Genomic DNA, 21,927 nt, shown 5'->3' on the forward strand with positions numbered 1-21,927 from the left:
GGGGTGGCCCCGGGCGGCGAGCGCCGCCCGGGGCGAGGGGTCAGCGGAAGTCCGCCGCGTAGGACTCGTACTCGTCACCCAGGGCCTGCTGCACCTCGGCCGGCGTCTTGGTGCCGTTCACGAGTTCCTGCAGTTCGGCGACGAGCGTGTCGTAGAAGGTGGGCGTGGGCCAGTCGGGGTAGAACGACAGCCCATCCTGCTCGTTGACGGCGTTGAACGCCTTGATCAGCTCTAGGCTCTTCGGATCGGTGATGTCGGCCTCGTCCGCGGCGACGGGGAGCCCGCCGTTGTTGCCGATGAGAGCCTGGATCTCAGGGCGCATCGTGATGTCGATGAACTCGTACGCGAGGTCCTTGCTGCCCGAGCGCTCCGGAACGACCCACAGGTTGCCCGACGATCCGAGGCTCAGCTGGCTGTCGGGGAACGGGAACAGGCCCCAGTCGAAACCGTCGATCTCGTCCGCGAAGCGGCCGTACCACCAGCTGCCCGACACGAAGATCGGGGCGCTGCCGTTGATGAACGACACGCCGGCGTCTTCGGCCTTCAGGCCCGTGACATCGGGCGAGATGTAGCCCTTGTCGACGTAGTCGAGGAGCGTCTCAGTGGCGTAGCTGATCTCTTCGCCCTCCCAGTCCACCGGGTTCTCGTAGAGCTGGTAGTCGTTGACGAACTGACGGTCGGCCTGACTCAGCGCCAGCTGGTACCAGAGCTGTCCGAGCGGGTACTCGAGCCCGGCCTCGGCGAGCGGCGTGACTCCCTGCGCGACGAACGCATCGAGCACCGCAGTGAACTCGTCGTACGTCGTCGGGATCTCGAGCCCTGCCGCGGCGAAGGCATCCTTGTTGTAGTACACCGTGACGAACTCGCCGTAGTTCGGGATGCCATACCAGGGGCCCGAGCCCATGACGCCCTCGTCGTCGTAGCGCGCGGTGGTCTGCAGCGCCGGGGCGAGCTGGTCGGCCCAGCCGTACTCATCGACGGCCTCGCTGATGTCGGCGAGCAGGCCCTGGCTGGCCAGGAGCCCTGCCGTCGCGTTGCCCTTGTTGTACTCCATGATGTCGGGGGCCTCATCGGAGTTGAGCACCTGGCTCGCGGTGGAGCGGATCTGCTCGAAGCTCTTCGCCTCGAACTCGACCGTGGCGCCGGTCTCCTCTTCGAAGACCTTGATCGCCTCATCCCACGCGATGCCCATCGCGCTGTTCTCGCCCTCGAAGTGCCAGAGCGTCAGAGTGTTGTCGTCGGACTCCTCGCCCCCGCCGCCGGCACAGGCCGACAGCGCCAGCGCGCCGATCGTCAGGGCACCGACGGCGGTCAGTGCGCGCCGGCTGCTCTTGCGGGTGATTCGTGCCATCGGTGGCACTCCTTTCTTGGTGACCTGCAGGGGTCGGGAAATGCGGTGTGAAGTTGTCGAAGCGCTTCGACTCGAGGCGTGCGAACGGGCGGTCGCGACGCGTTCAGCCGAGCGCGGTGATCACGGAGGAATTGCCCGGCGGTGCGGTCGATCCGTGGGCGAGGTATGTCGGGGGGATGTAGCGGATGCCCGGTTCGGGCGGGGACTCGTCCAGCGCCTGTACGGCGAGCTGGACGGCGAGTTCGCAGGATGCTTCGGGCACCAGCGGGATCGAGTCGATCGGCGTGGCGAGGCCCGCCGTGTCGAAGGACGCCCCGACGGCGACGACCGAGACGTCCTCGGGGACGCGCAGCCCGCGTTCGGCGATCTCGGCGAGGATCGAGGCCTGCGCCTCCTCGGCGCAGTGCAGAACGAGACCCGTTGCCCCCTCCTCGAGCAGGCGCGCGGCCGATGCGCGAGCCGCGGTGCGGCTCACGCGCTTGCCGCCGGAGGTCCCGTATCCCGCGGCGACGCCGCGCTCCTCGGCCCGTGCCATGAACGACGCGCGGACGCGGGGCGGGAAGTTGGACATCTCGTACGCCGTCTGCGCCTGACCGACGAGGCCGAGCGAGGTGTGCCCGGCGTCGGCGAGCACATCCACCGCGAGCGCGGTCGCCGCCTCGAAGTCGAGGTCGACGCACACCAGCCCGTCGTTGTCGTTCGGGATGCCGATGAAAACCGTCGGCGTCGCGATCTGCCGGGCGAGCTCGACGCGCGGGTCGTGCGGTGCGACGTCGAGCACGAGGATCGCGTCGACCAGGCCGTTCGCCGCGACGCGGCGCATGCCTGCCTGGGCCTCTTCGTCGGTCAGCAGCAGCACGTCGTAGTCGTGCCGACGCGCCGCCACGGCGGTGGCCAGCACGAACGCCATGTGCGTCGGCGCGTGGGTGTCCTTGCGCAGCGGTTCGGTGAGGGCGAAGATCTGGGTGCGGCGGCCGGCGAGCATCCGCGCGCCGGCGTTCGGGCTGTAGCCGAGCTCTCTCACCGCCTCTTCGATCCGACGACGCGTGTCGGCTGCCACGGGCCGCTTGCCGCTGAGCGCATACGAGACGGTGCTGATGGACACCCCGGCGGCCGCAGCCACCTCGTTGATGTTCGCCATGCCGACCTCGTCGTCTCAAGATGTCGCTGGTAGGGATGTCGAAGCGCTTCGCGAAGCGCTTCGACAGGCATGTTAGGCACACCGGCCAGCCGAATGCAAGTAGTTTGTCGAATCCGCCAACAAATGCGGCCCGCTCCTCGGCTGCGACGACGGCGCCCGTCCGATCGGCAGCGAGTGAGCAATCTGTCAAATTGCGTCATCATCGGGTCGCGGCATCCGTGCGATTTGACGCATTCAGACCAATTCCGTCATAATCAGCCACATGACTGACAACGCACGCTCTCTGTCCGCCTGGGAGGCGAACGGGACTGCCGGCATGATGATGGCCGGTGGCGTCGTCATGTGTTGTCGAATGTGCCACTAGCACGGTGACCCCCGCCGGACACCTTCCCCGTTTCTGAACACGGTCGAGGATGTCCCCCGAAGCACCGGGACCGCGCGTCGATCACGCACGCCCGCTGTCGCTTCGCACACAAGCCCACCGTCGGGCACCGGCCTTCTTCAGGCCCCGGCCGATCTTGGCCGCAGCACATCCGAACCCGTACCTCGCACACCGGGTTCCTCCCGCAAGGACCATCATCATGTCGACCACCGCCATCCTCGACCGCCCCGCCGATACCGCCCGCCACCTTCGCGCCGTCAACCACCCCGCCCGCGTCGAAGCACCGGCAGCACCGACCCCCGAGCCGGCTCAGCCCGCCGGCCGCAACCTTCCCGCCGGCACCGCCCCGCGCGGCTTCGCGCTCTACGTCGGTCTCGACGAGGCCAAGGCCGCGGCCGCGGGCGTCAACCTGGGCGTCCTCGTCGACGCACTCCGTCGCACCATCGCAGAGCTCGCGCCCGCTGCCGAGACGTACGCCACCGTGGCCCTCGCTCCGGTGGGCGCCGGCGGTCGCGACGTCGACGTCGTCCGGCTCGCGCTGCATGAGCCGTCTGCGATCGCCCGCACCAAGCAGGACGAGCCCGAGGACGAGGACGGCAACGCCGGCGGCGTCGTCGTCGACATCTCGCGCAAGCGCGTGCTGATCGACGGCGAGTCCGCTGCGTTCACCTTCAAGGAGTTCGAACTGCTGCAGTACCTCGTGCTGCGCGAGGGCCGCACCATCGAGCGCACCGAACTCGTGACGTCGCTGTGGCAGGGCGCCACCGAGGAGGAGGCGCCGGGCGAGCGCACGATCGATGTGCACGTGCGGCGTCTGCGGGCAAAGCTCGGCCGCTACGAAGACATCGTGCGCACCGTGCGCGGCGTCGGCTACCGCTTCGACCGCCACGCCGACGTCGTGATCCGCTACGGCCACGGCACGCCTTCGCCCGACCGCTTCTGACCCGCGCGGACCAGGCGGGCCCGAGACGGGATGTCGGAAGGCGGCGCGTAGGGTGAGGGCATGACGACGTCGCTCTCGCGCATTCCTCGGACGAGGGATGCCGCGGCGTACGCCGAACGCTCACGCAGGGGTGCGCGCGACCCCAGACCCGACCACGGCCGGCCGCTCGAGACCGAGTACCGGCCGAGGCATCCGCTGGATCTTCGACGCACGGTGCTCTACCAGCGCCACGGCGCCGGCGACCCGACGATGACGGCCTCGGGGTCGGTGATCTGGTGGGCGAGCAGGACGCCGATGGGCATCGCGACACTCGCGATCCGCGAGACCCACCCCGGCGTCATCCGTGGGGCCGCCTGGGGCCCCGGACGCGAATGGGCGCTGAGCAGGCTGCCGGCGCTGTGCGGAGCGGACGACGAGCCGGGCGACTTCGACGCGTCGCGGCATCCGCTCATCGCCGACGCTCACCGCCGCAACCCCGGCATCCGGCTCTCGCGCACCGATCTCGTGTTCGATGCGCTGGTCAGCGCGATCTTCGAGCAGAAGGTCACGGGCATGCAGGCGTTCGGCGCGTGGCGCCGCATCGTGACGTGGTGCGGCGAGCGCGCGCCCGGCCCCACACCCACACCCATGTTCGCGCCGCCGACGATCGAGGGCTGGCAGCACGTTCCGTCGTGGGCCTGGCATCGGGCCGGACTCGAGCCCCCGCAGTCCAAGACCGTGGTGCGCGCGGCACGCCGGGGTGAGTCGCTCGTTCGCGCCCTGCACGCCGCCGAAGACGGGGAGGCCGTGGACCGCGTGCTGATCAGCCAGCCCGGGATCGGTCCCTGGACCTCGGCCGAGACACGCATCCGCGCGTTCGGAGATCCCGATGCGGTCAGCGTCGGCGACTACCACCTCGCCCACGAGGTCGGCTATGCGCTGACAGGTCACCGCGTGGACGACGACGGGATGCTGAAACTCCTGGCACCGTGGTCAGGTCACCGTCAGCGCGTGATCCGGCTGATCGGCGCGAGCGGCGTCCATGAACCGCGCCGTGGTCCGCGCCTGCACCCGGAAGAGCACCGCAACCGCTGATCCGCGCCGTCGACCGGCTTTCGTTCGCCGGTCGCGCGGGCAGCCTTGCGGATGTCGGAGGCCCGGAGAACACTGGGTCGGGCCACGCGGCCGGGCGCGGCATCCATCTTCCACGTCCAGGAGTTCACTATGCCCAGCCTCAACCCGTACCTGTCCTTCAAGAACGAGGCCCGCGAGGCCATGACCTTCTACCAGAGCGTGTTCGGGGGCGACCTCGACGTCAACACGTTCGGCGAGTACGAGGGCATGGTGCAAGACCCCGCCGAGAACGACCTCATCATGCACGCCCAGCTCACCAGTCCCGACGGCTTCGTCCTGATGGGGGCCGACACACCTTCGGGGATGGAGTATCAGAAGCCGGCCGGCATCTCGGTGTCGGTCAGCGGCGACGACGACACGTCGCTTCAGGGCTACTGGGACAAGCTCGCCGACGGCGGGACGATCGTCATGCCGCTGGACACCCCGCCGTGGGGTGGCAAGTTCGGGATGCTGACCGACAAGTTCGGCATCGACTGGATGATCTCCATCGACCCCGCGCAGGACTGACGCGCGCCGTCCGGTGCGATGGCGCGAGCCTGTCGCACCGGACGGACGCAGCGCGGTTCAGGCGTAGCGACTGTCGTCGATCGGCGACGGCGCCGGGCCGAGGGCCTCGAGTTCGTCCCACAGCTCCTCAGGGATCGGCGTTGCGGCGAGATCGTCCAGCTGTGCGCGGCGACCCGGAGAGGCGACCCCGACGACGGTCGAATCGACCAGCGGCGAACGGAGCGAGTAGTGCAGAGCGACCGCGGGTAGCGAGACACCGTGCGCGACGCAGACCTTCTCGAGTCGTTCGACCCACGCGATGAGGTCCGGCGTCGCGGGGCGATAGTCGTAGATCGCGCCCTCGCGAGGGCCGGTGACGAGGATGCCGGAGCCGAAGGGGGCCGCGTTGAACACCGTCATCCCGCGCTCCTGCGCGTCGGCGAACACCGGCGCGGCGGACTGGTCCACGACCGTGAAGCGGTTGTGGATCAGCACCGCGTCGAAGACTCCGGTGCCGACGTAGCGGGCCATCAGCGGCACGGGCGCGGCAGCCACCCCGATGCCGTCGACGCGGCCCGACTCTCGAAGCTCGATCAGTGCCGCCACCGCCCCGCCTGGGCCCATCGCCTCCTCGAAGGTCACGGTGTACGGGTCGTGCAGGTGCAGCAGCGGAAGGCGGTCCACACCCAGCCGCGTGGTCGTCTCGTCGAACGAGCGCAGCACGCGCTCCCGGTCGAAAGCCCCGCTCTCGGGGTCGGCGTCGACCTTCGAGATCACCCTGGTCGCCGCATCCGGGCCGATGCGGGCGATCGCGAGACCGAGGATCGCCTCGGAGCGGCCACCGGAGTAGTTGTTCGAGGTGTCGGCGAAGCCATGGCTGCTGGAGAGGAGGTCGACGGCGATCGCCACCGCGGCTTCCTCTTCGGGAGAACCCGGTTCGGTGTTGCGGCCCAGGCCGGAGGTGCCGAGAGTGAGCGGGCTGACGTTGAGGGCCATGACATCCGTTTCATATCGCGCGGTCGGTGCCTCCAACCTACCGATCGCCCCGCGGACCCGTAGGCTGTGGCCATGGCATCGAGGGGCAGAGGCTGGACCCGTGGGCACTCCGGCTGGGCGTTCGGCACGGCGCTCATGTTCACGCTCGGGATCGTCTTCGGATTGATCTGGGGAAACCTGCTGCTCGGGGTGGTGCTGGCGGCCGCCGTATCGATCGGCTGGCTCATGGCGTACGAGTCGTGGCGAGGGCGCAACGTCGGCCTCGACAACCGCGACGACGACGGCGCCCAGATCTGATCCCTGCGGCCCTACACAACGCGCCGCCAGCGTCGTATCGTGGCCGCCAGGAGGTGGTCCGCATGCAGACACGTGTGGGCGACCGCGTGATCATCCACGGGCGAGTCGTCGGTGCGGCCGAACGCGCCGGCGAGGTCGTCGAGGTCCGCGGAAGCGAGGCGAATCCGCTGCTGGTCGTGCGTTACGACGACGGCCATGAGGCGATCCTGTCACCCGGCAGCGACTGCGAGATCCGACACGCGCCCTGAGACCGGTCCTCCGTCGACGGTACGGGTGGCCGCCGGCACCGCTGCCGGTGAGCCGGGAGCGGGCGCCTCGGACTCAGCCGAGCAGTTCGGGCCGGACGAACTCCTCGCCGCGCACGTGCTCGGCGAGGAACGCGAACACGGTCTCGTACCAGACGATCGCGTGCTGGGGCCCCAGCACCCAGTGGTTCTCGTCCGGGAAGTACAGGAAACGGTGCGGCATCCGCCCGTCCTCGTCGGCGTGGTGCTCGGCGAGTTCGGACCACAGTCGCAGGCCCTCGCCGATCGGCACACGGTAGTCCTTGTCGCCGTGGACCACGAGGAGTGGTGTGCGGATGTCGCGCACGAACCGGTGAGGTGAGTGCTCGAGCATCGCCTCAGGTGTGAAGATCCTCTGCCAGTAGTCCGATCCGTCCGTCGTGCCGGCGAACTGGTCCAGCGCCCACAGGCTCGCGTGCGTGACGATCGCGCGGAACCGGTCGGTGTGCCCGGCGACCCAGTTGGCCATGTAGCCGCCGAACGATCCGCCCATCGCGGCAGTCCGCGTCTGGTCGATGTCGTCGCGCTCGATCGCCGCGTCGGTGATCGACAGCAGGTCGGTGTAGGGCTTGCCTCCCCAGCTGTTCCAGCCGCGGGCGATGAACTCCAGCCCGTAGCCGGTCGACAGCGCCGGGTCCGGCAGCAGCACCGCGTAGCCCTGCGCGACCGCCAGCAGCGGCGACCATCGCCAGCTCCACGCGTTCCAGCTGTTCAGCGGACCACCGTGGATCCACAGCAGGAGCGGGGCCGGGGCATCCGCCGACACGCCATCGGGAAGCAGCAGCCACCCACGGACGCGCGCGCCGTCCTCAGCCGTCGTCTCGACCTCGGTCATGGTGCCGGGTGCGGTGGGCGCGGGCGCCGGAGTGATCAGCGGGGTGACGGCACCGTCGCGTGCGATGCGCACCGGATGCGGCGGCACGACCCACGACGAGCGCAGGGCGACGAGGGCCCCGGTGGTGCGGTCGACCGCGATGTGCGAGTACGCGAAGTCATCGTGCGTGAGCTGCGCGGGCGTCGATCCGTCCAGCGGGATGCGGAACACCGGCCCCCGACCGTTCGAATCCGCCGTCGCGATCAGCGCCGAGTCATCCGCATCGAAGACGAACGAACTCGGCCAGCGGTCCCATCCTTCGGCGATCCGGCGCGCCGCGGAGCCGTCGAGGCCGGCGACCCACAACTCGTAGTCGGTCGGGCCCTGTGGCGTGCTCTTCTCGGTGCGCAGGTACGCCAGCCGCGTGCCGTCGTGGCTGATCACGGGCATCTCGTAGTCGACGCCCACCTCGTCGAAGAGCGTCACCTGCGCACCGGTCGCCGTGTCGATGCGCACGATCACGCGCCGCCCGCTGCGCTGCTCGTGTCGTTCGAGTGAGGCCACGAGCGTCTCGCCGTCCGGCGTCAGCGCCGCCTCGGCGTGGTCGGCGGAGCGACCCGGCTTCGGCGTCAGGTCGCGCGGGCGCGGCAGCGTCGCCGGATAGGGCTCGTCATCGGATGCGGCGGCCTCTGATGCAGGCGCGGCGTCGGCGTCGGCATCGGCATCCGCGGCATCCTCCCCCGCCGTCTCGGCGACCACCGCAGCGATCGTGTCGGCGAGGGCGTCGAGATCCAGCGCGAGCAGGTGCGGCTGCGCGGGGCCGAGGTCGTGGTCCCAATACCGCACCGGGTAGGCGTCGTGCAGGATGGCCGACACCTTCTTCTCCTTGCGTCGTGCGCGCAGGGCGGCGTCGGCCTCGAGCGAGTCGGAAGCGGGCAGGAGGGATGCCGCGATCACGACCCGCTCACTGGCTTCGGCGGTGGCGGCGATCCCGTCGACGCCCCCGGCCAAGCGGGTCGCCGGCCGCGCCTCGCCGCCCGCGGCCGGAAGCACCCACAGCTGCCCGGACTCCCCGTCGCCGTCCTCGTCGGGGCGGGCGGACACGAACAGCAGGTCGCCGCCGGAGGTGAAGGCGGCACCGCTCTCGCCCTTCGCGGAGCGGGTGAGACGCCGTGGTGCACCACTGCCGTCAGAGGGCACCGCCCACAGCGACCGCTCGTAGCCGGTCGCATCCTTCTTCAGCGCAGCGACGGTGAGCACGGCGGTCCGGCCATCCGGCGACAGCGCCAGCGCCTCCACTCGGGGAAGCGCGATGTAATCGGTGAGCGCGTGGAACGGAGTGGAGCCGGAAGGGGTCGCCATGGCTCCACGCTAATGGAGGGCTCACGGTCATCCCGCACCTTCCCGGGCGCGGGATTGACGAGCGCCGCGCGCTCGGCCATCGTCGAGGGGACATGACCGAATCCCCGAACTCCCCGCGTCCGCTCACCATCGCCGTGGCGGGAGGCACCGGCGTCGTGGGCCGCCCCACCGTCGAAGCCGTGCGCGCAGCCGGCCACCACGCGATCGCGCTCAGCCGCAGCTCCGGCGTTGACCTCCTCACCGGCACCGGACTGGACGCCGCCCTCACCGGCGTGGATGCCGTCGTCGATGCGGCCAACGTGTCGACGCTGTCGGCTCGCAAGGCGACTCGCTTCTTCGAGACGGCCACCGGCAACCTCGTCGCCGCGGCCGCGCGGGCAGGCGTCCGGCACGTCGTGGCGCTGTCGATCGTCGGCATCGATCGGATTCCCCACGAGTACTACGCCGGCAAGCTCGCGCAGGAAGCGGTGGTGGAGGCATCCTCCGTGCCCTGGTCGATCCTCCGAGCCACGCAGTTCCACGAGTTCTCGGCACAGCTGTTCAAGCGCGGCCACGTCGGACCGTTCCACCTCGCACCGCGAGCGCGCGTGCAGCCGATCGCGGCTCGCGAGGTCGGCGCCCGCCTCGCACAGCTGGCTGCCGGCACCGCTCGCGGGAGGGTGGCAGATCTCGCCGGACCGCGCGAGGAACGACTGGACGACATGGTCAAGGCCTACGCCGGCCGCATCGGGCACCGCGGCTGGGTGCCCTCCGTCAGCCTGCCCGGGCCGCAGATGAAGGGCATGCGAGCGGGGCTCGCCTTACCGGCCCCGGGCGCCGAACTCGGCACAGAGACGTTCACCGAGTGGCTGGAGCGCCTCAGCTGACGCTTCCGCGGCCGGCGCCCGTCAGCGACGATGGAGGTCCAGGCAGGACCGACCCGAGAGGACGCCGTGAAGTTCGCGATCGCCGGCGGCACCGGACTCACCGGCACGCACCTGACGGCGGCCGCCCATGAACGCGGGCACGAGGTGGTCGTCCTCTCACGCCGTACCGGAGTCGAGCTGCTGAGCGGTGCGGGGCTGGCCGGAACGCTGGACGGCGTCGACGCCGTCATCGACGTGACGAATGTCACCACATCGAAGCCGGATGTGTCGGTGTCGTTCTTCGCGGGAGCCACCAAGAGCCTCCTCGCCGCCGAACGCCGCGCGCGCGTGCCGCATCATCTCGCCCTCACCATCGTGGGTGCGGATGCTGCACCCGACGGCTACTACGCGGGCAAGCTCGTGCAGGAACGACTGATCGCGAACGGGCGGACGCCCTGGACGGTGCTGCGCGCGACGCAGTTCCACGAGTACGCGGCGATGCTGTTCCACCGGGGACGCGCCGGCGTCCACGTCGTGCCGCACGGGCGCGTGCAGCCGATCGCGGTGCATGAGGTCGCCCAGCACCTGCTCGATCTCGCCGAGGGGCAGCCCGCCGGTAGAGCCGCCGACCTGGCGGGCCCACGTGAGGAGGATCTCCCCGAGATCGTCCGCACGTACGCGCACGCGGTCGGCTTCCGGGGCCCCGTCGCCGCCGTCGACCTACCCGGCGCGTACGGGCACGCACTGCGCCGCGGCGCTCTGCTTCCGGCGCCTGGAGCGACGCTGGGGCGGCAGACGTTCGCGGAGTGGCTGGACGCCCTTCCCGACGCGTGAGCTGCGCGTCGACGAGAGGCAGGCGATGCTAGGCTCCGCGAGGTTCGCTCGCCCGCGCGCGCGACCTCGGCAGATGACACCGGCACGACAGGACACACAGAACGAATGAGCGACTTCCGCATCGGTGATGACGACTTCCTGCTCGACGGGCAGCCGTTCCGCATCCTGTCGGGAGCGCTGCACTACTTCCGCGTCCATCCCGACCAGTGGCGCGACCGCATCCGCAAGGCACGCCAGATGGGTCTCAACACCATCGAGACGTATGTCGCCTGGAACGCGCACGCCCCGCGTGAAGGCGAGTTCGATCTCACCGGCGGGCTCGACCTGGGGCGGTTCCTCGACGACGTCGCCGCCGAGGGCATGCGCGCGATCGTGCGACCCGGGCCGTACATCTGCGCCGAGTGGACCAACGGCGGACTGCCCGCGTGGCTGTTCACCTCGGGGACGGTCGGCGTGCGCCGCGACGAGCCGCAGTACCTCGCCGCGGTGGACGCGTACATGCGGCAGCTGGCGCCGGTGCTCGTCCCCCGCCAGATCGATCGCGGCGGCCCGGTCATCCTGGTGCAGATCGAGAACGAGTACGGCGCATACGGCGACGACCCCGTCTACCTCCGGAAGCTCGTCGAGCTCAATCGCGACATCGGCCTCACGGTTCCCTTCACGACGGTCGACCAGCCCACGCCTGACATGCTCGAGAACGGCAGCATTCCCGGATTGCACAAGACCGCTTCGTTCGGCTCGCGATCGCTCGAGCGTCTCGCGACGCTGCGACAGCATCAGCCCGACGGCCCGCTCGTGTGCTCCGAGTTCTGGGACGGCTGGTTCGATCACTGGGGAGCGCATCACCACACCACCTCGGTCGAGGAGTCCGCACGCGACCTCGACGATCTGCTGAGTGCCGGCGCGTCCGTCAACATCTACATGTTCCACGGGGGCACGAACGCCGGGTTCACCAACGGGGCGAACGACAAGGGCGTGTACCAGCCGCTCGTCACCAGCTACGACTACGACGCCCCGCTCGACGAGGCCGGCAATCCCACAGTCAAGTACTGGGCGTTCCGCGAAGTGCTCAGCCGGTACACCGCTCTGGCCGACGAGGACGTGCCGGCCGAAGCATCCGATGCCCCCGTCCTCGACGCCCGCCTCACCTCGGTCGTCCCGCTCGCGCAGGTCGTCGAGTCGCTCGGCACATGGGCGTCGTTCGACCACGTTCCGACGATGGAGGAGCTCGGCGGCTTCGAGGGCTTCGCGCTGTATCGCACCGGGATCGACGAGGCCGGTACCGGCGTGCTGGAGTTCGCCGAGGTGCGCGACCGGGCGATCGTGACCGTGGACGGCGCGCCCGTCGGCGTCCTCGCCCGCGATCACCACGACCACGCGATCGCGCTCCCCGCCGGCGCGCGCGGAACGCTCGAGATCCTCCTCGAAGACCAGGGTCGCGTGAACTACGGTGCGCGCATCGGCGAGGCCAAGGGCCTGATCGGGCCGGCCCTGCTGAACGGCCGTCCGCCGGCGCGGTGGCAGGCGATGGCGCTGGATCTGAACGACCTGTCGGCGGTGCGGGATGCCGCGTCGGCCGCCGCGACCGAGGCCGAAGTGCTTGCCGGGCCGGCGTTCGGCGTGGGCGAGTTCGTGCGGGACGAGCCCGCAGACCTCTTCCTCTCCACTCGCGACTGGGGCAAGGGCTCGGTGTGGATCAACGGCGTCAACATCGGCCGCTATTGGTCGCGGGGCCCGCAGCACACGCTCTACGTTCCCGCGCCCCTGGTGCGCGCCGGGGTCAACGAGATCATCGTGCTCGAACTGCAGGCGGCTCGGACCCGAGTCGAGTTCGTCGCGCGACCCGACCTCGGCCACACCGAGTCGTGACGCACCGGCGCCCGGCTCCGGCGCTGCTGCCTACATCTCCTCGTGCGTGTTCGGGTCGCCGCCCCACAGGCGGCCGCGCTCGAGGGCGCTGATCGCCGCCACCTGATCCTCGGTGAGCTCGAAGCCGAACACGTCGGCGTTCTCGCGCTGACGGTCGGCGTCGGCCGACTTCGGGATCGGCGTACTGCCGAGCTGCGTGTGCCACCGCAGCACGATCTGCGTCGGAGTCACGTCGTACACCGCCGCGAGCTCCCGCAGGAGCTGCTCGTTCAGCAGCTCGGTGCGCCGCGCGAGCGGACTCCAGCTCTCGGTGCGGATGCCGTGCTGGGAGTGGAACGCGCGAAGCGGCCCCTGCGGGAAGTACGGGTGCAGCTCCACCTGGTTGACCGTGGGCGCGACGCCGGTCTCTTCGATCAGCTCGGTGAGCATCGCCTCGGTGAAGTTCGAGACGCCGATCGAGCGGACGAGACCCTGGTCCCGCGCCTCGATCAGCCCGCGCCAGGTGTCGACGTACCGGCCCACGCTCGGGTTCGGCCAGTGGATCAGGTGCAGATCGATGCGGTCGAGACCCATCATCCCGAGCGACCCCTTGACGCTGTCGACCGCCTCCTGCCTGCCGTGCTGGCGGCCGGGGATCTTCGTCGTCACGAGCAGGTCGTCACGATCGACCCCACTGCGCCGCACCGCTTCGCCGACTTCGCGTTCGTTCTCGTAGTTCACCGCGGTGTCGAGCAGCCGGTAGCCCGAACCGATGGCGTCGACCATCGCCTCGATGCCCTCCTCGCCGCGCAGATTGTAGGTTCCCAGCCCCAGTTCGGGAAACCAGGTGCCGTCGTTCAGTGTCACGGAGGGGATCGCGCTCATGCATCCATCCTGGCCCGGTTCGCCGCCCGGCGGGGCGTCGTGCTGCCCTCCGCCGGGCGGTCGGCCCCGAACGCCCGCCGAACCGTCACGGGCGGTCGTCGGCGTCGAGAGTGCCCTCGGTGGCCGCGCGCTCGTCGGCAGCGGCGCTGTCGAGCCGGTCGTCGTCGAGATCGGGGTCGAGCGGCCGGTCGTCGTCAGCGAGGACGTCCTCGTCTGCTGCGAGATCGTCGTCGTCGCCCGTCGGCGGGACGATAGGGGGAATCGGCTGGCTGGACATGGGGTCCTCCATTCGCTCGGGTGATGCCTCGATGCGAACGTAGAACGGCGCTCCCGGAGCGGCACGGGGCTTGCGCGCGGAGCGCCGGCGAGGTAGCCGCGCCGTCAGTCGAGGGAGCGGATCCTCTCGCGGCGACCCGGGATGCCGCGCTCGACGCGCGTCCACACCCCGTCACCCGCCCGCACTTCGTAGCCCGCGAATGCGCACGCGATGCCTGCGGCGGTCATGAGGTCGGCCGAGTCCATGAGCTGGAAATGGAGGTGCGGTGATGTCGAGTTGCCGGTGTGACCGACGCGACCGATCACCTCGCCCGCGGCGACCTCATCCCCCGCGCGCACCGCGACGCTGCCGGGCACGAGGTGCGCGAATCCCGCGTACACCTCGCGCGGGCCGTTCGCCTTGAGGATCACGTGGTTGCCGAGGATCGCGGGGATCTTCTCGGGGCGGAAGGTGATCCCGTTCCAGATCTGGCGTGCCGCCTCGCGGAAGGGATTGATCCAGCGACGCTCGGACACACCGTCGACCGCGGCCACGATCACGCCGTCGAGCGGGGCGTGAACCTCGGCCCCCCACGCGTAGTACTCGTTCGTGCGGCCGCCGATCGTCGACGCGACGAACGTCGAGGCAGGATGCACGCGCACGCCCGGCCGTTCGTCGACTTTCACGAAGTCGTAGGCGTAGCGCTGCCCCAGCAGGTCGACGCCGTGGCTGGGGATGCGCGCGGCGGGCGTCGTGACCGCCATCCACCCTTCACCGCGGAGCGGAAACTCGACCACGATCGGCGCGTCGAGTTCGCGAGAGGTCACCGACGATCCCATGGCTCCCGCATCCTGCCGCCGCCCGCGCTCACCGGTGCGCCTCGATGCTCTCCACCGCGAGGCCTCCGGGGGCGGCGCCGACCAGCACCTCGGCCGCTCGCGCGGTGCGCGCGGCGAATCGGGCGGTGTCGGTGCCTCGCGCGAGCGACTGGGCGTTGAGCCCGTCGATCATGCCGATGAGCTGCCAGGCCACGGCACCGGGGTCGCTCGTGGTGAAGCGGCCCTGGCGGCATCCGTCGGCGATGAGACCCTCGACGAGCCTCTGCCAGCGCTGCATCTGCGTGCGCACCGCCTCGGCGAGCGCCGCGTTGCGCCGCGCCATCGCCCACCCCTCGACCCAGACCACGGTCAGATCCTCGCGGCCGTCATCCATCAGGGTCGCCAGCAGTGCGGCGAGTCGCTCGGCCGGGCCTTGTCGCGTGTCGAGGATGCGCTCCACGTCGCGGATCTCGTCGTCGACGAGGTCGGTGTACACGGTCGCCACGAGGTCGTCCATCGACGGCTGGTAGTGGGCGATCAGTCCGGACGCTACGCCCACACGGTCGGCGACGGCACGCAGCGTGAGAGCGCTCAGACCGCTTTCGCGTGCGATCGCCGTGGCCGCGCCGACGATCTCGGCCGCTCGCTCGGCGGGGGCCTTGCGCGAGCGCGGGCGGGGTTGCGTGCTTGACATCGTCTCGCCAGTGTAGATATCTTCCCTATTGATCGCTAGATCAATTATGGTGAGCCGATCAACCACACGATGCGAAGGGGCACGCGATGGCCTGGAGGATGCCGCACGAAGGCGATCCGCATGAGCGCACCTGGATGGCCTTCCCGGCCGAGGGCCCGACGCTCGGCGACAACCGGGCCGAGCACGAGCGCTTCTATTCCGCCTGGAGCGCGGTCGCAAACGCCGTCGCAGAGTTCGAGCCGGTGACCATGCTCGTCGACCCCTCGCGGACGGACGACGCGCGGCGCCTGCTCTCCTCCGGCATCGAGACCGTGCAGACTCCGGTCGACGAGTTCTGGTTCCGTGATCACGGTCCGACGTTCGTGGTCGACGACGAGCGACAGGGCGTGCTCGGCGCGGTCGACTGGGTCTTCAACGGCTGGGGCGCGCCTGAGTGGGCCCACTGGGACAAGGCGGCCGCGCATGCCCGCTTCACCGCAGAACTCGTCCGCGCCGAGCTGGTCAGCTCGCTGCTCGTCAACGAAGGCGGTGGCATCCACGTCGACGGCGAGGGAACGGTGCTGCTCACCGAGACCGTGCAGCTCGACCCGCGGCGCAACCGCTTCGCCGACCGGGCGCGGGTCGAGGCGGAGCTTGCCCGCACGATCGGCGCCACGAAGGCCGTATGGCTTCCCCGCGGCCTCAGCCGCGACTATGACGAGTTCGGCACGAACGGACACGTCGACATCGTCGCGACGATCGCGACGCCGGGCCGCCTCCTTCTCCACGCGCAGCAGAATCCCGACCACCCGGATTTCGAGGTCTCACGCGCGCTGCGCGAGTTCCTCGGACAGCAGACGGATGCCGCCGGCCGCCCTTTCGAGATCATCGACCTCCCGGCACCCGACGCCCTCCGCGACCACGAGGGGTTCGTCGACTACAGCTACGTCAACCACCTGCTGGTGAACGGCGGCATCATCGCGTGCGGGTTCGGCGACGAGCGGGCCGACGCCCGGGCGCGCGCGATCCTCGAGGCGGTGTACCCCGGCCGCCGCGCCGTCACCGTCGACGCTCGGCAGATCTTCGCGGGCGGCGGCGGCATACACTGCATCACCCAGCAGCAGCCGGCGGTGGCACGATGACCTCACCGTTCCCCGTCGTGGAGAAGTCGATCGCCGAGCTGCGAGCCGCGCTCGAGTCCGGCGAGGTGACCGCCGTCGAGCTTGTCGAGGCCTACCTCGCACGTCTCGCGGCCTACGACGAACCCGGTACCGCCACGGCCCTCAACTCGGTGATCGTGCGCAACCCGGAGGCGCGCGCCGAGGCCGAGGCATCCGACCATCGTCGCGCCGAGGGGCGCACGCTCGGCCCGCTCGACGGCATCCCCTACACGGCGAAGGACTCGTTCCTTGCCCGCGGGCTCACGGTCGCCGCGGGCTCGCCGGCCTTCGCCGAACTCGTCGCGCAGCGGGACGCGTTCTCGATCGAGCGGTTGCGCGAGGCGGGCTGCATCCTCCTCGGCCTGACGAATATGCCGCCGATGGCCAACGGCGGCATGCAGCGCGGGCTCTACGGCCGCGCCGAGAGCCCCTACAACGCCGACTACCTCACTTCAGCGTTCGGATCGGGGTCGTCCAACGGCTCGGGCACCGCGACGGCGGCATCCTTCGCGGCATTCGGATTGGGCGAAGAGACGTGGTCGAGCGGGCGCGCACCCGCATCGAACAACGCGCTCTGCGCCTACACCCCGTCGCGGGGCGTCATCTCGGTGCGCGGAAACTGGCCGCTCGTTCCCACGATGGACGTCGTGGTGCCGCACACCCGCACCATGGCGGACCTGCTCGCGGTGCTCGACGTGCTCGTCGCCGACGACCCCGAGGCGCGCGGCGACTTCTGGCGTGCGCAGCCGTGGGTGCCGATTCCGGATGCCTCGGCCATCCGCCCGGCGTCGTACCCGGCGCTCGCACCTTCCCACGCCGACGGCGCCCGGGCTGCGCTCGCGGGAAGGCGCTTCGGCGTGCCGCGCATGTACGTCAACGCGGACCCTGAGGCGGGCACGAATCCGGACGGCGGGATCGGCGGACCCACCGGGACACGCATCGAGACCCGCCCGTCCGTCATGGAGCTGTGGCGGGCCGCGCGGCTCGATCTGGAGGCCGCCGGGGCCGAGGTGGTCGAGGTCGACTTCCCGGTCGTGACCAATTATGAGGGCGACCGGCCCGGTGCCCCCACCATCACGACCCGTGGGCTCGTGAGCCCCGAGTTCCTCCGGCGCGAGATCGTCGACCTCTCGGCCTGGGCGTGGGACGACTTCCTCCGCGCCAACGGCGACCCTGCGCTCGACCGGCTCGACATCGTCGACGGCGCGGCGATCTTCCCGCCTCCGCGGGGTGCCCTCCCCGATCGGTACACCGGGTTCGACGACGACATCGCGACCTATCCCGCGCAGGTGCGGGAGCACCCGTACGCGTCGTTCGCCCAGATCCCGGAGCTCGAATCGGGAGTCCGGGGGCTGGAGCAGACGCGCCGGATCGACCTGGAGGAGTGGATGTCGCGGCACGGCCTCGACGGGGTGCTCTTCCCGGCCGTCGCCGACGTCGGGCCGGCCGACGCCGACGTGCATGACACGTCGGCCGAGGCGGCGTGGCGCAACGGGGTCTGGGTCGCCAACGGCAACCTCGCGATCCGCCACCTCGGCATCCCGACGGTCACGGTGCCGATGGGCACGATGGCCGATATCGGGATGCCGGTGGGCCTGACCTTCGCCGGGCCCGCGTACGCCGACCCGGACCTGCTGACATGGGCGGCCGCGTTCGAGGCGCTGCGCCCGCGCCGCACGCCTCCCCCGCGCACCCCCGAGCTCGGCTGAGCCCGGCGTCAGTCAGCGCACGCTCGAGCGCATGTGATCTCCGGCGTCGCCGACCGCGTCGGTGACGCGCTCCTCGGCCGGCGCGGCGTCGACGGCCTCGACCTCGCCAGCTGCCTCGGCGACAGCATCCGGGTCCGCGTCCGCGTGGAGCGACGGAGGGGCGGCCGCGTACGCGTCCGAGAGTTCACGGTACGGCTTCGACGCGAACGCGAGCAGCACGACCACCAGGAGCACCAGACTCGCGCCCACGAACGCCAGGGCGATGCCACGCGCCTCGCCCTCGCCGAGCAGCCAGCCGAGCGAGTCCTGCCCGGCCTGCGAGTTCATGTACGGGATCAGCCAGAACTGCGCGAGGGGCCCGACGAGGAAGGCCGACACCGGGGCCGCCGCCGACTCGACGCTCGCCGCGAACCCGAAGACGCGGCCCTGCTTCTCGTAGGGCACGACGCGCTGCACGATGGTCTGCTCGGATGCCTCGGCGATCGGCATCAGGCACATGAAGACCAGGATCCCGACCGCGTAGAGCCACCACACCTCGCGGATGGCGAACGTCATGCCCAGCAGCGCGATGCCGATGTTCACGAGCAGCATCGTGCGAACCGGGTTCTTTCCCAGGCCGAACTTCGCGACCAGACCGCCGCCGATGATGAACCCGAAGCTGGTGATGCCCAGGATGATGCCCCACATCTCCACCGAGAAGAGCGTCAGCCCGTACGGGTCCATGAGCGCCATGAAGACGCCGCCGACGAGGTTGTTGAACGTCGAGAAGAGGATCAGCGCGAGCAGCCCCGGCACGATCATCACCGCGGGAATCACCTCGCGGAAGCCGAAGCCCTTGGGCGCCTCGCCCTCCACGTGGGCGACGCCTCGCTCCGGGATCGGCACGAACAGCAGGTGGAGGAGGGCGATGGCGGTCGCGAAGATCGCGATCACGACGGTCCAGCCCATGCCGAGCAGGCCGACCGACAGGCCGGAGAAGACGCTGGTCACCATGAACGCGATGCCGTGCACCGTGCCCACGAGTCCGTTCGCCTTGTCGCGGCGGTCCCCCGGCACGAGCAGCGTCACCGTCGTGGACAGCGCGATGTTGCGCATGTTCTCGACGACCCCGCCGATGAGGATCACGCCGGCGAACACCCAGAACCAGGGCCCGCCCCAGTTCACGAGCACGCTCTCGGGGAACGACAGGTACAGGGCTCCGGCCAGCAGGTACGTCGACAGCGTCACGACGCTGGAGAGCACCATGACCGCCTTCTTCTTCATGTGGTCGACGATCACGCCGAACACCACACCCAGCAGCGCGACCAGCAGCATGTACGAGCCGCCGATGATGGCCGTCGCGAGCACCGACCTCGTCTCGAGGTAGGCCCAGAATGTCAGCGCCCACCAGAGGTAGCTCGATGTGACGTTGGCGACCGCGGTGTTGATGAGGACCTGGTAGAAGGCCCGCAGGGTTCCCGGTCCGGGCGCCGGCTGCAGCGGTTCGGTGGACGCCGGCGACTCGGGCGTGGGCTGACTCATGGGGTTCCTCGGGCGTGTGGGATTCGGCAACAGCAAGTGGGAGGGGTACGGTGAATGTGGACACCGTGCACATTCGATGTTCACACCGTACACACTTGAGCGGGGCGACGCAATGACTCCACTGGTGCGCACCTATCATCACGGGGACCTCCGACGTGCCCTCATCGACGAGGGACTGCAGCTTGCCCGTACCGGTGGTCCGGGCGCTGTGACGCTGCGCGAGGTGACCCGCGCCGTCGGTGTCTCGCCGAACGCCGCGTACCGCCACTTCGCCGACCGCGAGGACCTCGTCCGCGCGGTCGCCGCCGAGGCCCAGCTCGCCCTCGCCACGGCCATCGGCGAGCGCGTGGCGGCCACGCCGTCCGAGCTGCCCGTGGCCGCGGCATCCGTCGAGCGACTCCGTCGCGTGGGCCTGGCCTACATCGACTTCGCGCGCGCCGAACGCGGCTGGTTCGAGGTCGCGTTCTCGACCCAGGACACCGAGCCGAACGAAGACATCGTCACGCTCGGCGATGCGGTGGTCGCGCCGTTCCAGCTGCTGCTGGACACCCTGGACGAGATGGTGGATGCCGGAGCCCTCGATCCCGAACGTCGCCCGTACGCGGAGTGGGCGTGCTGGTCGGCGGTCCACGGCTTCGCCGAGATCGCCGTCCACGGTCCGGTGCAGTGGCAGCCGGCACCCGTCATCGACGCGCTCGCCGCCGCCGTGGTGGAGTCCGCCATCACCGGCGTGCGCGGCACGACAGCGGCACCGGCGGCCGCAGCGCAGGAGGCGGAATCTTCGGCCACCTGACGCCGGCGGCTCCTAGACTTCGCGCATGACCCACGCACCGCCGGACGCCGGCGACCGCGCCGGCCCCCTGCGCCGGGCGCTGTGGTGGGCGGCCGACTACGCCTACGCACTGCGACGGCAGCTCGCCGTGCTGTCGCTCTCCTGGGCCGTCGGTCGTCGGCGGGCGACGCCCGATGCATGGCGGCGCGGTGACGCCGCGCGTCCCGAGGTGTACCTGCTCCCCGGTGTGTACGAGCACTGGACCTTCCTGCGCCCGCTCGGTGACGCTCTCGCCGCAGCCGGGTATCGCGTGCGGGTCGTGCACGGACTCGGCGTGAACCGGCGCAGCATCCCCGAGACGGCGGAGCGGCTCACGCGCGTTCTCGCCGAATCACCGCCCCCCGCCGCGGGACGTGTGCTCGTGGCGCACAGCAAGGGCGGGCTCATCGGCAAGCACGTGCTCGTGCGCTCGGGGGCGGCGATGGACGCCGCGGCCGAAGCGGCGGCAGGCGGGGACCCCGCGGATGCCGCGGCCACTGCGACGCCGCCGGCGGGAGGCCCCTCCCTCGGGCTGCTCGGGCTCGTCGCCGTCGCGACACCGTTCGGCGGCGCGCGCCGCGCCCGGCTGCTGTTCGCGGACCCGAGCATCCGCGCCTTCCTGCCCGACGACGAGACGATCGTGATGCTCGGGCGCGAGACGTCGATCAACGGCCGGATCGTGTCGGTGTTCGGGCCGTACGATCCGCATATCCCCGAGGGAAGCGCGTTGGACGGAGCGACGAACATCGCCGTGACCGGCCGGGGGCACTTCCGGGTGTTGGCCTCCCCCGCGACCCACCGCGCTGTGCTGGACGGCATCGCGCTGCTGGCACGACCCGGAGGCGTCGCCCCGTGATCAAGGCGAGGGAGCAGGTGCCGAACCGCGCCACGCGGCGAGGATCTCGACGTGGCGCAGCAGGAAGGCGCGTTCATCGAGGCGCTTGCGCCGCAGCCACCCCGTGACCTCGTCGTTGCTCTTGCTCGCGTTGCACGAGCGGCACGCCGGAACGACGTTCTCGAACGTGTAGCGCCCGCCGCGAGAGATCGGCAGCACGCAGTCCTTCTGAAACGGCCCGTCCGCGAGCCCGCAGTACGCGCATGATCCCCACGCCTCGACGATCGCCACCCACTCGTCGAGCGTGAGGTCGTTGTCGGCCGCGGCGACGCGGCGAGCACGACGGCGCGAGGCGCGCGCGCGACGGGTCTGACTCACCGGCATGCGCTCACCCTAGGTGACCTGGCCGTGCGGTCCGCGATGCCGCGCGGGATCTCATGTCACAGAAGCGGTGCTTCCCGTCGCGGACAGTCACATCTTCTTTGACACCGGCGGGGACCGTGTCTCGGCACGGGCGACTCGGCGGCTCGATGTCACCAGTTCTGCGACACCGCCGCTCGGGC

General features: G+C 70.5%; 22 protein-coding genes. 12 read left to right on the top strand and 10 right to left on the bottom strand.

All coding sequences use genetic code 11. From position 1 onward, the window contains the following. Positions 1-40: 40 nt before the first annotated feature. Together ACLKM7_RS04175 and ACLKM7_RS04180 are read right to left on the bottom strand one after the other, a co-directional pair. The gene (locus tag ACLKM7_RS04175; protein ID WP_436445902.1) at positions 41-1,351 is read right to left on the bottom strand and encodes an ABC transporter substrate-binding protein; all 1,311 of its coding nucleotides are present in this window, start codon (positions 1,349-1,351) and stop codon (positions 41-43) included. Between the two features lie 103 nt (positions 1,352-1,454). Beyond that, positions 1,455-2,492, bottom strand: coding sequence for a LacI family DNA-binding transcriptional regulator (locus ACLKM7_RS04180; RefSeq protein WP_436445903.1), 1,038 nt, complete (start codon positions 2,490-2,492; stop codon positions 1,455-1,457). A gap of 581 nt (positions 2,493-3,073) precedes the next feature. On the opposite strand from ACLKM7_RS04180, the gene ACLKM7_RS04185 reads away from it, so the two are divergent. The 3 genes from ACLKM7_RS04185 to ACLKM7_RS04195 all read left to right on the top strand — a co-directional run bounded on the left by ACLKM7_RS04185 (position 3,074) and on the right by ACLKM7_RS04195 (position 5,437). Further along, a complete protein-coding gene (locus ACLKM7_RS04185) occupies positions 3,074-3,817 on the top strand; it encodes a winged helix-turn-helix domain-containing protein (RefSeq protein ID WP_436445904.1) in 744 nt (247 codons plus the stop codon). A gap of 60 nt (positions 3,818-3,877) precedes the next feature. After that, a complete protein-coding gene (locus ACLKM7_RS04190) occupies positions 3,878-4,891 on the top strand; it encodes a DNA-3-methyladenine glycosylase family protein (protein WP_436445905.1) in 1,014 nt (337 codons plus the stop codon). Positions 4,892-5,020: 129 nt separating this feature from the next. After that, the gene (locus ACLKM7_RS04195) at positions 5,021-5,437 is read left to right on the top strand and encodes a VOC family protein (RefSeq protein ID WP_436445906.1); all 417 of its coding nucleotides are present in this window, start codon (positions 5,021-5,023) and stop codon (positions 5,435-5,437) included. Between the two features lie 57 nt (positions 5,438-5,494). Here ACLKM7_RS04195 and ACLKM7_RS04200 read toward each other — a convergent pair whose 3' ends face one another. Next, complete coding sequence (locus tag ACLKM7_RS04200; protein ID WP_436445907.1) at positions 5,495-6,412, bottom strand: aldo/keto reductase; 918 nt, start codon at positions 6,410-6,412, stop codon at positions 5,495-5,497. Positions 6,413-6,484: 72 nt separating this feature from the next. On the opposite strand from ACLKM7_RS04200, the gene ACLKM7_RS04205 reads away from it, so the two are divergent. Together ACLKM7_RS04205 and ACLKM7_RS04210 are read left to right on the top strand one after the other, a co-directional pair. Then, entirely contained in the window at positions 6,485-6,709 is a 225-nt protein-coding gene (locus tag ACLKM7_RS04205) for a hypothetical protein (RefSeq protein ID WP_436445908.1), read from the top strand. A gap of 62 nt (positions 6,710-6,771) precedes the next feature. Beyond that, complete coding sequence (locus ACLKM7_RS04210) at positions 6,772-6,957, top strand: DUF1918 domain-containing protein (RefSeq protein WP_168911557.1); 186 nt, start codon at positions 6,772-6,774, stop codon at positions 6,955-6,957. A gap of 73 nt (positions 6,958-7,030) precedes the next feature. Here the strand turns inward: ACLKM7_RS04210 and ACLKM7_RS04215 are convergent, their stop codons facing one another. Continuing rightward, positions 7,031-9,169: a S9 family peptidase gene (locus ACLKM7_RS04215; RefSeq protein ID WP_436445909.1), complete on the bottom strand. Its 2,139-nt coding sequence runs from the start codon at positions 9,167-9,169 to the stop codon at positions 7,031-7,033. 92 nt (positions 9,170-9,261) lie between these two features. Here ACLKM7_RS04215 and ACLKM7_RS04220 point away from each other — a divergent pair, with 92 nt between their 5' ends. The 3 genes from ACLKM7_RS04220 to ACLKM7_RS04230 all read left to right on the top strand — a co-directional run bounded on the left by ACLKM7_RS04220 (position 9,262) and on the right by ACLKM7_RS04230 (position 12,717). Then, entirely contained in the window at positions 9,262-10,035 is a 774-nt protein-coding gene (locus ACLKM7_RS04220; RefSeq protein WP_436445910.1) for an SDR family oxidoreductase, read from the top strand. A gap of 66 nt (positions 10,036-10,101) precedes the next feature. After that, complete coding sequence (locus ACLKM7_RS04225) at positions 10,102-10,848, top strand: SDR family oxidoreductase (protein WP_436445911.1); 747 nt, start codon at positions 10,102-10,104, stop codon at positions 10,846-10,848. 105 nt (positions 10,849-10,953) lie between these two features. After that, positions 10,954-12,717 (top strand): glycoside hydrolase family 35 protein, encoded by a 1,764-nt coding sequence (locus ACLKM7_RS04230; RefSeq protein WP_436445912.1) that lies wholly within the window; start codon positions 10,954-10,956, stop codon positions 12,715-12,717. Between the two features lie 30 nt (positions 12,718-12,747). Here the strand turns inward: ACLKM7_RS04230 and ACLKM7_RS04235 are convergent, their stop codons facing one another. The 4 genes from ACLKM7_RS04235 to ACLKM7_RS04250 all read right to left on the bottom strand — a co-directional run bounded on the left by ACLKM7_RS04235 (position 12,748) and on the right by ACLKM7_RS04250 (position 15,349). Beyond that, on the bottom strand, positions 12,748-13,581 hold the full coding sequence (locus ACLKM7_RS04235; protein ID WP_436445913.1) for an aldo/keto reductase: 834 nt from the start codon (positions 13,579-13,581) through the stop codon (positions 12,748-12,750). An 85-nt stretch (positions 13,582-13,666) separates the two neighbouring features. Continuing rightward, entirely contained in the window at positions 13,667-13,858 is a 192-nt protein-coding gene (locus ACLKM7_RS04240) for a hypothetical protein (protein ID WP_436445914.1), read from the bottom strand. A gap of 104 nt (positions 13,859-13,962) precedes the next feature. After that, on the bottom strand, positions 13,963-14,664 hold the full coding sequence (locus ACLKM7_RS04245; RefSeq protein WP_436445915.1) for a M23 family metallopeptidase: 702 nt from the start codon (positions 14,662-14,664) through the stop codon (positions 13,963-13,965). Between the two features lie 40 nt (positions 14,665-14,704). Beyond that, positions 14,705-15,349: a TetR/AcrR family transcriptional regulator gene (locus tag ACLKM7_RS04250; protein ID WP_436445916.1), complete on the bottom strand. Its 645-nt coding sequence runs from the start codon at positions 15,347-15,349 to the stop codon at positions 14,705-14,707. Positions 15,350-15,435: 86 nt separating this feature from the next. Here ACLKM7_RS04250 and ACLKM7_RS04255 point away from each other — a divergent pair, with 86 nt between their 5' ends. Together ACLKM7_RS04255 and ACLKM7_RS04260 are read left to right on the top strand one after the other, a co-directional pair. Next, positions 15,436-16,470: an agmatine deiminase family protein gene (locus ACLKM7_RS04255; RefSeq protein ID WP_436445917.1), complete on the top strand. Its 1,035-nt coding sequence runs from the start codon at positions 15,436-15,438 to the stop codon at positions 16,468-16,470. Beyond that, positions 16,467-18,197 (top strand): amidase, encoded by a 1,731-nt coding sequence (locus ACLKM7_RS04260; RefSeq protein WP_436445918.1) that lies wholly within the window; start codon positions 16,467-16,469, stop codon positions 18,195-18,197. The genes ACLKM7_RS04255 and ACLKM7_RS04260 overlap by 4 nt, the downstream gene beginning before the upstream one ends. Before the next feature lie 12 nt (positions 18,198-18,209). Here ACLKM7_RS04260 and ACLKM7_RS04265 read toward each other — a convergent pair whose 3' ends face one another. Continuing rightward, positions 18,210-19,718 carry an MFS transporter gene (locus ACLKM7_RS04265; RefSeq protein ID WP_436445919.1) on the bottom strand — a complete coding sequence of 503 codons (1,509 nt, stop codon included), beginning with the start codon at positions 19,716-19,718 and terminating at the stop codon, positions 18,210-18,212. 124 nt (positions 19,719-19,842) lie between these two features. Between ACLKM7_RS04265 and ACLKM7_RS04270 the strand changes: the two genes are divergently transcribed. Then, positions 19,843-20,511 carry a TetR/AcrR family transcriptional regulator gene (locus ACLKM7_RS04270; protein WP_436445920.1) on the top strand — a complete coding sequence of 223 codons (669 nt, stop codon included), beginning with the start codon at positions 19,843-19,845 and terminating at the stop codon, positions 20,509-20,511. Positions 20,512-20,536: 25 nt separating this feature from the next. Next, complete coding sequence (locus ACLKM7_RS04275) at positions 20,537-21,385, top strand: esterase/lipase family protein (RefSeq protein ID WP_436445921.1); 849 nt, start codon at positions 20,537-20,539, stop codon at positions 21,383-21,385. Here ACLKM7_RS04275 and ACLKM7_RS04280 read toward each other — a convergent pair whose 3' ends face one another. After that, the gene (locus tag ACLKM7_RS04280) at positions 21,386-21,748 is read right to left on the bottom strand and encodes an HNH endonuclease (protein WP_436445922.1); all 363 of its coding nucleotides are present in this window, start codon (positions 21,746-21,748) and stop codon (positions 21,386-21,388) included. Positions 21,749-21,927: the final 179 nt, after the last annotated feature.

Source organism: Microbacterium sp. I2, from assembly GCF_051364985.1.
Lineage (GTDB): Bacteria > Actinomycetota > Actinomycetes > Actinomycetales > Microbacteriaceae > Microbacterium.

Bases quoted from the DNA above. Each gene is read 5' to 3' on its own strand.
- ACLKM7_RS04230 (WP_436445912.1), top strand. From the start codon at position 10,954: ATGAGCGACTTCCGCATCGGTGATGACGACTTCCTGCTCGACGGGCAG.
- ACLKM7_RS04195 (WP_436445906.1), top strand. From the start codon at position 5,021: ATGCCCAGCCTCAACCCGTACCTGTCCTTCAAGAACGAGGCCCGCGAG.
- ACLKM7_RS04250 (WP_436445916.1), bottom strand. From the start codon at position 15,349: ATGTCAAGCACGCAACCCCGCCCGCGCTCGCGCAAGGCCCCCGCCGAG.
- ACLKM7_RS04175 (WP_436445902.1), bottom strand. From the start codon at position 1,351: ATGGCACGAATCACCCGCAAGAGCAGCCGGCGCGCACTGACCGCCGTC.
- ACLKM7_RS04275 (WP_436445921.1), top strand. From the start codon at position 20,537: ATGACCCACGCACCGCCGGACGCCGGCGACCGCGCCGGCCCCCTGCGC.
- ACLKM7_RS04190 (WP_436445905.1), top strand. From the start codon at position 3,878: ATGACGACGTCGCTCTCGCGCATTCCTCGGACGAGGGATGCCGCGGCG.
- ACLKM7_RS04265 (WP_436445919.1), bottom strand. From the start codon at position 19,718: ATGAGTCAGCCCACGCCCGAGTCGCCGGCGTCCACCGAACCGCTGCAG.
- ACLKM7_RS04260 (WP_436445918.1), top strand. From the start codon at position 16,467: ATGACCTCACCGTTCCCCGTCGTGGAGAAGTCGATCGCCGAGCTGCGA.
- ACLKM7_RS04255 (WP_436445917.1), top strand. From the start codon at position 15,436: ATGGCCTGGAGGATGCCGCACGAAGGCGATCCGCATGAGCGCACCTGG.
- ACLKM7_RS04215 (WP_436445909.1), bottom strand. From the start codon at position 9,169: ATGGCGACCCCTTCCGGCTCCACTCCGTTCCACGCGCTCACCGATTAC.
- ACLKM7_RS04240 (WP_436445914.1), bottom strand. From the start codon at position 13,858: ATGTCCAGCCAGCCGATTCCCCCTATCGTCCCGCCGACGGGCGACGAC.
- ACLKM7_RS04185 (WP_436445904.1), top strand. From the start codon at position 3,074: ATGTCGACCACCGCCATCCTCGACCGCCCCGCCGATACCGCCCGCCAC.
- ACLKM7_RS04235 (WP_436445913.1), bottom strand. From the start codon at position 13,581: ATGAGCGCGATCCCCTCCGTGACACTGAACGACGGCACCTGGTTTCCC.
- ACLKM7_RS04220 (WP_436445910.1), top strand. From the start codon at position 9,262: ATGACCGAATCCCCGAACTCCCCGCGTCCGCTCACCATCGCCGTGGCG.
- ACLKM7_RS04180 (WP_436445903.1), bottom strand. From the start codon at position 2,492: ATGGCGAACATCAACGAGGTGGCTGCGGCCGCCGGGGTGTCCATCAGC.
- ACLKM7_RS04210 (WP_168911557.1), top strand. From the start codon at position 6,772: ATGCAGACACGTGTGGGCGACCGCGTGATCATCCACGGGCGAGTCGTC.
- ACLKM7_RS04205 (WP_436445908.1), top strand. From the start codon at position 6,485: ATGGCATCGAGGGGCAGAGGCTGGACCCGTGGGCACTCCGGCTGGGCG.
- ACLKM7_RS04280 (WP_436445922.1), bottom strand. From the start codon at position 21,748: ATGCCGGTGAGTCAGACCCGTCGCGCGCGCGCCTCGCGCCGTCGTGCT.
- ACLKM7_RS04200 (WP_436445907.1), bottom strand. From the start codon at position 6,412: ATGGCCCTCAACGTCAGCCCGCTCACTCTCGGCACCTCCGGCCTGGGC.